The following is a 732-nucleotide window of genomic DNA, read 5'->3' as shown; positions in this document are numbered from 1 at the left end:
GCAACGATTTACGAAGTGCTCACAATTATTCGTAGCGACATCATAACCAGGTTTGCCTACCTGCTGCTTTGCGTAATCAATGGCATCTTGTGGATAGGGTGCGTGTCGCTTCACTCTGATTTCTTTATCGTCAGAAAACGTAGCTAAGCAACTGAGTATGACTTGCTTAGCGTGAGCACAAAGATGGATGACTTCATCATTGCCGATGTATAAGCCATGGTGCTCAGTAATCCCCAGTACATCAACGTTCACCACCAGGTGATCGCTAGGTTGTAAGAGTTCCATGATAGAAACCTCTCTTAGTTATAGTTCGAGTGATACAAAGTCTTTGTCGACTTCATCTTGAGTGATACCGATATAACGAAGCGTCACGCCCTCTGAGGTGTGGCGTAGCATCTTCATCACGCGACCGATATCTTTTGTGGATTGATAGAGGAAATACCCTCGTGTTTTGCGCATGGAGTGAGTACCCAGCGCAAGCTTGAGTTCTTGCCCCACTTGTTGAAAGGCCATAGACACCGCACGCCGAGAGATCGGCTGTGGCGGTTTATGTTTTAGTTGCTGACATCGATGTGATTGAAATAGGTAAACATGGTCAGGGTGTTTCTCTCGCACTTTGGCAATGTGTTCTCGTGCTTTGGTGTTTAACTGGATGTTTGCCAGCTTGCCCGTTTTGCTTTCACGAATAATGAGTCGGTCATCATTAATGTCTTCAAAGCGGATAGCGAGTAA

2 protein-coding genes are annotated in these 732 nt (G+C 45.8%); both read right to left on the bottom strand.

Features of this window, described 5'->3' with window-relative positions; all coding sequences use genetic code 11:
- The coding region (locus H5300_RS26940; protein ID WP_182797382.1) for a lecithin retinol acyltransferase family protein at positions 1 to 285 on the bottom strand (285 nt) is incomplete at its 3' end.
- A gap of 18 nt (positions 286 to 303) precedes the next feature.
- Positions 304 to 732: tyrosine-type recombinase/integrase (locus H5300_RS26935; RefSeq protein WP_182797381.1), on the bottom strand; the 429-nt coding region annotated here is incomplete at its 5' end.

This window comes from Vibrio sp. SG41-7 (assembly GCF_014164465.1).
In the GTDB taxonomy this organism is placed as follows: domain Bacteria; phylum Pseudomonadota; class Gammaproteobacteria; order Enterobacterales; family Vibrionaceae; genus Vibrio; species Vibrio splendidus.
This window is presented reverse-complemented; position numbering and strand designations above follow the sequence as displayed.